Source organism: uncultured Microbacterium sp. (assembly GCF_963521695.1).
In the GTDB taxonomy this organism is placed as follows: Bacteria; Actinomycetota; Actinomycetes; order Actinomycetales; family Microbacteriaceae; genus Microbacterium.
Window position 1 is genome coordinate 1 of record NZ_CAUQWC010000187.1, and the last position, 6,929, is coordinate 6,929.

The following is a 6,929-nucleotide window of genomic DNA, read 5'->3' on the forward strand; positions in this document are numbered from 1 at the left end:
GGCAACGCCGGCGGCATCGCCCACGTCGTCGTCGACCCCGACGGACCGCGCTGCGCGTGCGGGTCGCGCGGGTGCCTCGGTGTGTCGATCGAGCCGCGCGTGCTCCTCGCCGAAGCCGGGTACGACCCGGGCGACGCGGGGGACACGCGCCCCCACCTCGACCGCCTGGTCGACGGTGCGCGCCGGGGCGACTCGCGGGCGGTGGGGGTTCTGGAGCGTGCGGGGGAGCGGATCGCGCGCGCCCTCGTGGTGACCAACAACCTCCTCGACGTCGACGAGGTCGTGCTCGGCGGCCCGGTCTGGGAGCGGCTCGCCGGGGTGCTCGGTGACACGGTGGCCGCCCGGGTGACCAGCGATCCGGTGTCGACCTCGACGCGGGCGATCGTCGTCCGCCGCTCTCTCGTCGGCCTCGATGTGGCCGCGGTGGGTGCCGCTTGCCTCCTGCTCGACGGCGCCTTCGCAGCGCGACCCGCTCGCATGATGATCGCGCTCTGAGGCGTCTTTCCGCGGTTCACAGGCGTCTGTGGCTGGATCGTTACCGAGAGGACGACACCCGGACTTGCCGAGTTAGTCCATTTGATTTATAAAAGTTCCTGGCGACGCGGTGTCTCCACCCGAGCAAGGGAGCTTCCATGAAGAAACTGACGATGGCGACCGGTCTTCTGACCGCCACCGCCCTGACCGTGGCTCTGGCCGGCTGCTCCGGCGGCAGCGCCGACGCGGGCGACAGCACGACCATCCGAGTGGCCTACCAGACCACGGCGACCTTCAACGCGATGCAGACGCTGATGGAGACGGCGAAGGAGCAGTACGAGGCCGCGCACGAGGGCATGACCGTCGAGCTCGTCCCGATCCAGGCCGAGGGCGCCGACTACTACACGAAGCTCGCGCTGATGAACAAGTCGGCCAGCACCGCTCCCGACGTGCAGTACGAAGACACGTTCAAGATCCAGTCCGATGCGGCCGCCGGCTACCTGCTGCCCCTCGATGACTACCTCGCCTCGTGGGAGGACTGGTCGCAGTTCGCCGAGGGCGCCAAGCAGGCCGGCCTCGGCCCCGACGGCAAGACCTACGGCGTCTCGCTCGGAACCGACACCCGCGGCCTCTGGTACAACAAGGCCGTCTTCAGCGCCGCCGGCATCTCGGTGCCGTGGCAGCCGGAGACCTGGGATGACGTGCTCTCCGCCGCCGAGAAGGTCAAGGCGTCAAACCCCGACGTCATCCCCCTCAACGTCTACTCGGGCAAGACCGCCGGTGAGGCGGCATCCATGCAGGGCCTCGAGATGCTGCTCTACGGCACCGAGGACACGCTCTACGACACCGACAGCAAGAAGTGGGTCGTCGGCAGCCAGGGCTTCAAGGACTCGCTGCAGTTCGTCTCCGACGTCTACCAGGGCGGCCTCGGCCCGTCGCTGCAGCAGGCTCTCGACCCCAACATCTTCACCAGCGTGACCGCCGACTGGCTGCCCTCGGGCAAGCTCGCGATGGCGCTCGACGGCTCGTGGCAGTCGGCCGCGTGGGTCGAGGGCGGTTCGGCCGCGTGGCCCGAGTGGAGCGACGCCCTCGGCATCGCCGCCATGCCCACCCAGGACGGCCAGGCTCCCGGCTCGACGAGCATGTCGGGTGGCTGGACCCTCGCCATCGGCAAGAACACCAAGAACGCCGACGCCGCCTGGGACTTCCTCTCGACCGCGGTGAACAAGGAAAACGCCACTTCCTACGGCATCGACAACAGCCAGATCGCCGTGCGTGCCGACGTCGCCGAGTCCAGCGCGTACCTCGACGCCAACCCGAGCTTCGAGACCTTCTCGAGCTTCGTCGACACCACGCACTTCCGTCCCGCGACCGAGGACTACGACAAGATCTCGAACCAGATCCAGGTCGCCATGGAAGCCGTCATGACCGGTCAGTCCAGCGTCTCGGATGCCGCAGCCGCCTACGACCAGGCCGTCATCGGCATCGTCGGCGAAGAGAACACCCAGAAGGGCTGAGTCGTGACCGCCCTGGCACAGACCGGGGCGACCGGCACCGGCCGGGGGTCGCGCGTGAAGACGCGCGGCCTCCGGTCGTCGGCCCGGGCGCTCCCCCTTCTCCCCGCCGCCCTCCTGCTGGCGGTGTTCCTGCTCGGCCCGATCCTCGTGTCGCTGTGGGGTTCGCTCACCAACGCCACCCTCTCGGGTTCGACGGCCGTCGCGAGCGAGTTCATCGGGCTCGACAACTACACCCAGCTCTTCAAGGCCCCCGACTTCCCCGTCTCGGTCATCAACACGATCGTTTTCGTGTTCTTCTCGGCCGTGATCGGGCAGAACGTGCTCGGCCTCGCCCTCGCCCTCATGATGCGCTCGGGCAACCGCGTCGTCACCGCCGTCGTCGGCACCATCGTCGTCACGGCGTGGGTGCTCCCCGAGATCGTTGCGGCCTTCGCCGCCTACGCCTTCTTCCGCGACAACGGCACCCTCAACGCCATCCTCGCCCTCTTCGGTGCCGAGCCGGTGAGCTGGCTGTTCACGCTCCCCGTGCTCATGGTCATCTTCGCCAACATCTGGCGCGGGACGGCGTTCTCGATGATGGTCTACTCCGCGGCCCTCGCCGACGTGCCGCCCGAGATCACCGAGGCCGCCGAGGTCGACGGCGCGAGCGGCATCAAGCGCCTCATCTTCATCACCATCCCCATGATCCGCTCCACCATCGGCACCAACTCGATGATCGTGACGCTGCAGACCCTCTCGGTCTTCACGCTCATCTTCGTCATGACCGGCGGCGGTCCCGGCAACGCCAGCACGACGCTGCCGATCCTGGCGTACCAGCAGGGTCTGAAGTTCGGCGAACTGGGTTACGGCACGGCCATCGCCACGATCATGCTGCTCATCGGTGCGATCTTCTCGTTCTTCTACGTCCGCGCGCTGCGCGAGGAGGTCTCGTCGTGAGTGCCACCACCACACTGCCCGAGGTGACCGGGCGCACGCGCTCCGCCGTGCGCGCCCCCAAGCGGACGAAGGCCTCGCTGTCGTCGCCGCGCACGCGCGTGCTCAGCGTGCTGAGCAACACGCTGCTGATCGTCGTCGGCATCCTGTTCGTCGTCCCGCTCATCTGGCTGGTCACCGCCTCTCTCGACGCGCAGCCGACGCTGGCGATAAAGATGCCCGAGGTCGTCACGCTCGACAACTTCGCGGCCGTGATGAAGCCCGATCTGCTGTTCCTGCCGCTGTTGAACAGCGTGCTGCTCGCGGGTGGCACGGCCGTCGCCACCGTCGTGCTCGCGTCGCTGGCCGCGTACCCGCTGTCGCGCTACAAGATGCGCGTCGGCAAGCCCTTCCTCTACGCGGTGCTCTTCGGCACGTGCCTTCCGATCACGGCGATCATGGTGCCGGTCTACAGCCTGTTCGTGCAGCTGAACCTCATCGACTCCATCGGGGGCACGATCCTCTTCCTCACCGCGAGCGCCCTGCCGATCGCGATCTGGATGATGAAGAACTTCATGGACGGCGTGCCCGTCGAGCTCGAGCACGCGGCCTGGATGGACGGCGCGGGCTCCCTGCGCACGCTCGTGCAGATCGTGCTGCCGCTCATGCGTCCCGGGATCGCCGTGGTGTTCATCTTCACGTTCATCCAGGCGTGGGGGAACTTCTTCGTGCCCTTCGTGCTGCTGCTCAGCCCCGACTACCAGCCGGCCGCCGTCAGCATCTTCAACTTCTTCGGGTCGTTCGGGGCGGTGGCCTACGGCCAGCTCGCGGCCTACTCGATCGTCTACTCCCTGCCCGTCCTCGGCCTGTACGTGCTCGTGCAGCGCGGACTCGGTGGCCCGTCGGCTCTCGCCGGCGCGGTCAAGGGCTGACCCGTCCCCCCAGACAAGGAACTCTTCATGCATGACCGCACCGCGCTCACCGAGATGCGCATCGACCGCTTCATCCGCGAGCGCCTCGCCCCCGCCGTCTACCGCGCCCGCCTTCCCCTGACGGTCTCCGCGTGGGAGGCGCCGGGCGAGCCCGTTCCCTTCGACGAGGCTCGGGATGCCGAGTACCGCCCGTTCGCGATCGGAACGCCGTGGGGCCGGGCATGGGGGACCACGTGGTTCGCCGTCTCCGGCGAGGTCCCCGCCGACTGGCGCGACGCCGACGGCGCCCTGCCCGAGGGCACTGTCGCCGAGCTCGTCGTCGACCTCGGCTTCACGGCCGGCCAGAGCGGCTTCCAGTGCGAGGCGCTGATCTGGAACCGCGACGGCGCGCCCATCAAGGGCGTGTCGCCGTTCAACAACGCCACCGCCGCCGCGATCGACGCCGAGGGACGTGTCGACGTGCTCGTCGAGGCCGCCTCCAATCCCGACGTGGGCAGCCTCTTCACGTTCGAGCCGACGCCGGTGGGCGATCCCGCCACCGCCGGCGACGCACCTCTCTATACGCTCCGCGAGATGTCGATCGGCCTGCGCGACGTGGCGGTGTGGGATCTGCTGCAGGACTTCCGCCTGCTCCACGGGCTGATCGCCGAGCTCGATGCGACCTCCGCCCGCCGCGCGACCCTGGTCGAGGGGATGGATGCCGCGATCGACGCGGTCGATCCCCACGACGTCGCCGGCACGGCACAGGCCGGTCGCGACGTGCTGGCCCCTCTGCTGGCCGCGCCCGCGGCATCCAGTGCTCACGTGCTGCACGCCGTCGGTCACGCCCACATCGATTCCGCGTGGCTCTGGCCCGTGCGCGAGACCGCCCGAAAGGTCTCGCGCACGTTCAGCAACGTGCTCTCACTCATGGACGAAGACCCCGGGTTCGTCTTCGCGAGCTCCTCCGCTCAGCAGTTCGCCTGGATGAAGGAGCACTACCCGGCGCTCTGGGAGCGCCTGAAGGCCCGCGTCGCCGAGGGGCGCTTCGTGCCCGTGGGTGGCATGTGGGTCGAGTCCGACACCAACATGGTCGGCGGTGAGGCGATGGCCCGCCAGTTCGTGGAGGGCAAGAGCTTCTTCCTCGAGGAGTTCGGCATCGACACCGAAGAGGTGTGGCTGCCCGACTCGTTCGGCTACAGCGGCGCCCTGCCGCAGATCATGAAGGCCGCGGGTGCCCGCTGGTTCCTCACGCAGAAGATCTCGTGGAACGAGACCAACCGCATCCCGCACCACACCTTCCGCTGGGAGGGTATCGACGGCTCGCGCATCTTCACGCACTTCCCGCCCGTCGACAAGTACAACTCCGAGGTGACCGCCGCCGACCTCGCGCACGCCGAGCGCAACTTCGCCGACAAGGGCCGCGCCCGCACCTCGCTGCTTCCCTACGGCTTCGGCGACGGCGGCGGTGGGCCCACCCGGGAGATGACCGCGACGATCGCCCGCACCCACTCGCTCGAGGGTGCCCCGATCGTGAAGCACTCCACCCCGCGGGAGTTCTTCGAGACGGCCGAGGCCGAGTACGCCGACCCGGCCGTCTGGGCGGGGGAGCTGTATCTCGAGTTCCACCGCGGCACCTACACGAGCCAGCTGCGCACGAAGCAGGGCAACCGTCGCAGCGAGCACCTGCTGCGCGAGGCCGAACTGTGGGCGGCCACCGCGACCGTGCGCACGGGAGCGGCCTACCCGGCCGAGACGTTCCAGCGACTGTGGCGTCTGGTGCTGCTGCAGCAGTTCCACGACATCCTGCCCGGCACCTCGATCGCCTGGGTGCACCGGGATGCCGAGCGCAACTACGAAGCGATCGCGACCGAGCTCGAGCAGGTCATCGCCGACAGCCTCCGCGCCCTCGTGGGCACGGGCGACCGCGCCGTCGTCGCCAACGCGGCCCCGCACGGCCGCGCCGGGGCTCCGGCCCTCTCGATCGCCCCGGCAACCCCGGCGGCCGACGTCGCCCCGCGCGTCGAGGGCGAGGGTTTCGTCCTCGACAACGGCATCGTCCGCGCCGAGATCGACGGCCGTGGCCTGATCGTCTCGCTGGTGGATCTGGCATCCGGGAGAGAGGTGGTTCCCGCGGGCCGGACCGCCGGACTCTTCGAGGTGTTCCGCGACACCCCCACCCAGTGGGATGCGTGGGACATCGACGAGACCTACCGCCGTCACGCGACGCCCCTCGACTCCGCCGACAGCGTGCGGGTCGACGGCGACGCGATCGTCGTCGAGCGCACCGTCGGCGACTCCTCGATCGGCCAGCGCATCGCGCTCGCCGAGGGCTCCCGCACGGTGCGCCTGTCGCTCGACGTCGACTGGCACGAGCAGCAGATGCTGCTCAAGCTCGGCGTTCCCGTCGACGTGCACACCGACCGGGCGGCATCCGAGATCCAGTTCGGGCACATCGTGCGCCCGACGCACACGAACACGTCGTGGGACTCGGCGCGCTTCGAGACCGCCGCGCACCGCTGGGTGCGGGTGGCCGAGCCGGGCTTCGGCGTCGCCGTGACGAACGACTCCACCTACGGGCACGACATCACCCGCCACGAACGCGAGGCCGGTGGCACGTACTCCCTGGTGCGACTGTCGATCATCCGCTCGGCGATGTTCCCCGACCCGGGCCAGGACCAGGGCGCGCATCACCTCGAGGTCGGCATCGTCGTGGGAGCCGAGGTCGCGGACGCGGTCGCCGAGGGCTACCGCACCAATCTGCCGACGCGCGTCTTGACGGATGCCGCCGAGACCACGGTCGCGCCGCTGGTCGCGATCGACGTGCCCGGCGTGGTCGTCGAGGCCGTCAAGCTCGCGCAGGACGGCTCGGGCGACGTGGTCGTGCGGCTGTACGAGGCGCTGGGCGAGCGGACGCGCGCGCACCTCGAGGCGGGCTTCGAGGTGTCGGGCGTCGCGGAGACCGACCTGCTCGAGCGCGAGGTCGACCCCGCCGCGGTGTCGAGCGTCTCGGGCGGCGCCGTCGAGATCGACCTGCGTCCGTTCCAGCTGGTGACGCTGCGCCTGAAGCGCTGACCACCGGCGCCCGCGGGCGCGAGGGAGACCGGTGCGGCCG

Annotated in this window: 5 protein-coding genes; all 5 read left to right on the forward strand. The window is 69.6% G+C overall.

The window, feature by feature from the left end; translation table 11 throughout:
* Positions 1–495: ROK family protein (locus tag RWP81_RS12745; RefSeq protein WP_314456655.1), on the forward strand; the 495-nt coding region annotated here is incomplete at its 5' end.
* A gap of 137 nt (positions 496–632) precedes the next feature.
* Positions 633–1,991 carry an extracellular solute-binding protein gene (locus RWP81_RS12750; protein ID WP_314456657.1) on the forward strand — a complete coding sequence of 453 codons (1,359 nt, stop codon included), beginning with the start codon at positions 633–635 and terminating at the stop codon, positions 1,989–1,991.
* A 3-nt stretch (positions 1,992–1,994) separates the two neighbouring features.
* Positions 1,995–2,927 carry a sugar ABC transporter permease gene (locus tag RWP81_RS12755; protein ID WP_314456658.1) on the forward strand — a complete coding sequence of 311 codons (933 nt, stop codon included), beginning with the start codon at positions 1,995–1,997 and terminating at the stop codon, positions 2,925–2,927.
* A gap of 23 nt (positions 2,928–2,950) precedes the next feature.
* The gene (locus RWP81_RS12760; protein WP_399540598.1) at positions 2,951–3,835 is read left to right on the forward strand and encodes a carbohydrate ABC transporter permease; all 885 of its coding nucleotides are present in this window, start codon (positions 2,951–2,953) and stop codon (positions 3,833–3,835) included.
* A gap of 27 nt (positions 3,836–3,862) precedes the next feature.
* Complete coding sequence (locus RWP81_RS12765; RefSeq protein ID WP_314456659.1) at positions 3,863–6,889, forward strand: glycoside hydrolase family 38 C-terminal domain-containing protein; 3,027 nt, start codon at positions 3,863–3,865, stop codon at positions 6,887–6,889.
* The last annotated feature ends 40 nt before the right edge of the window (positions 6,890–6,929 follow it).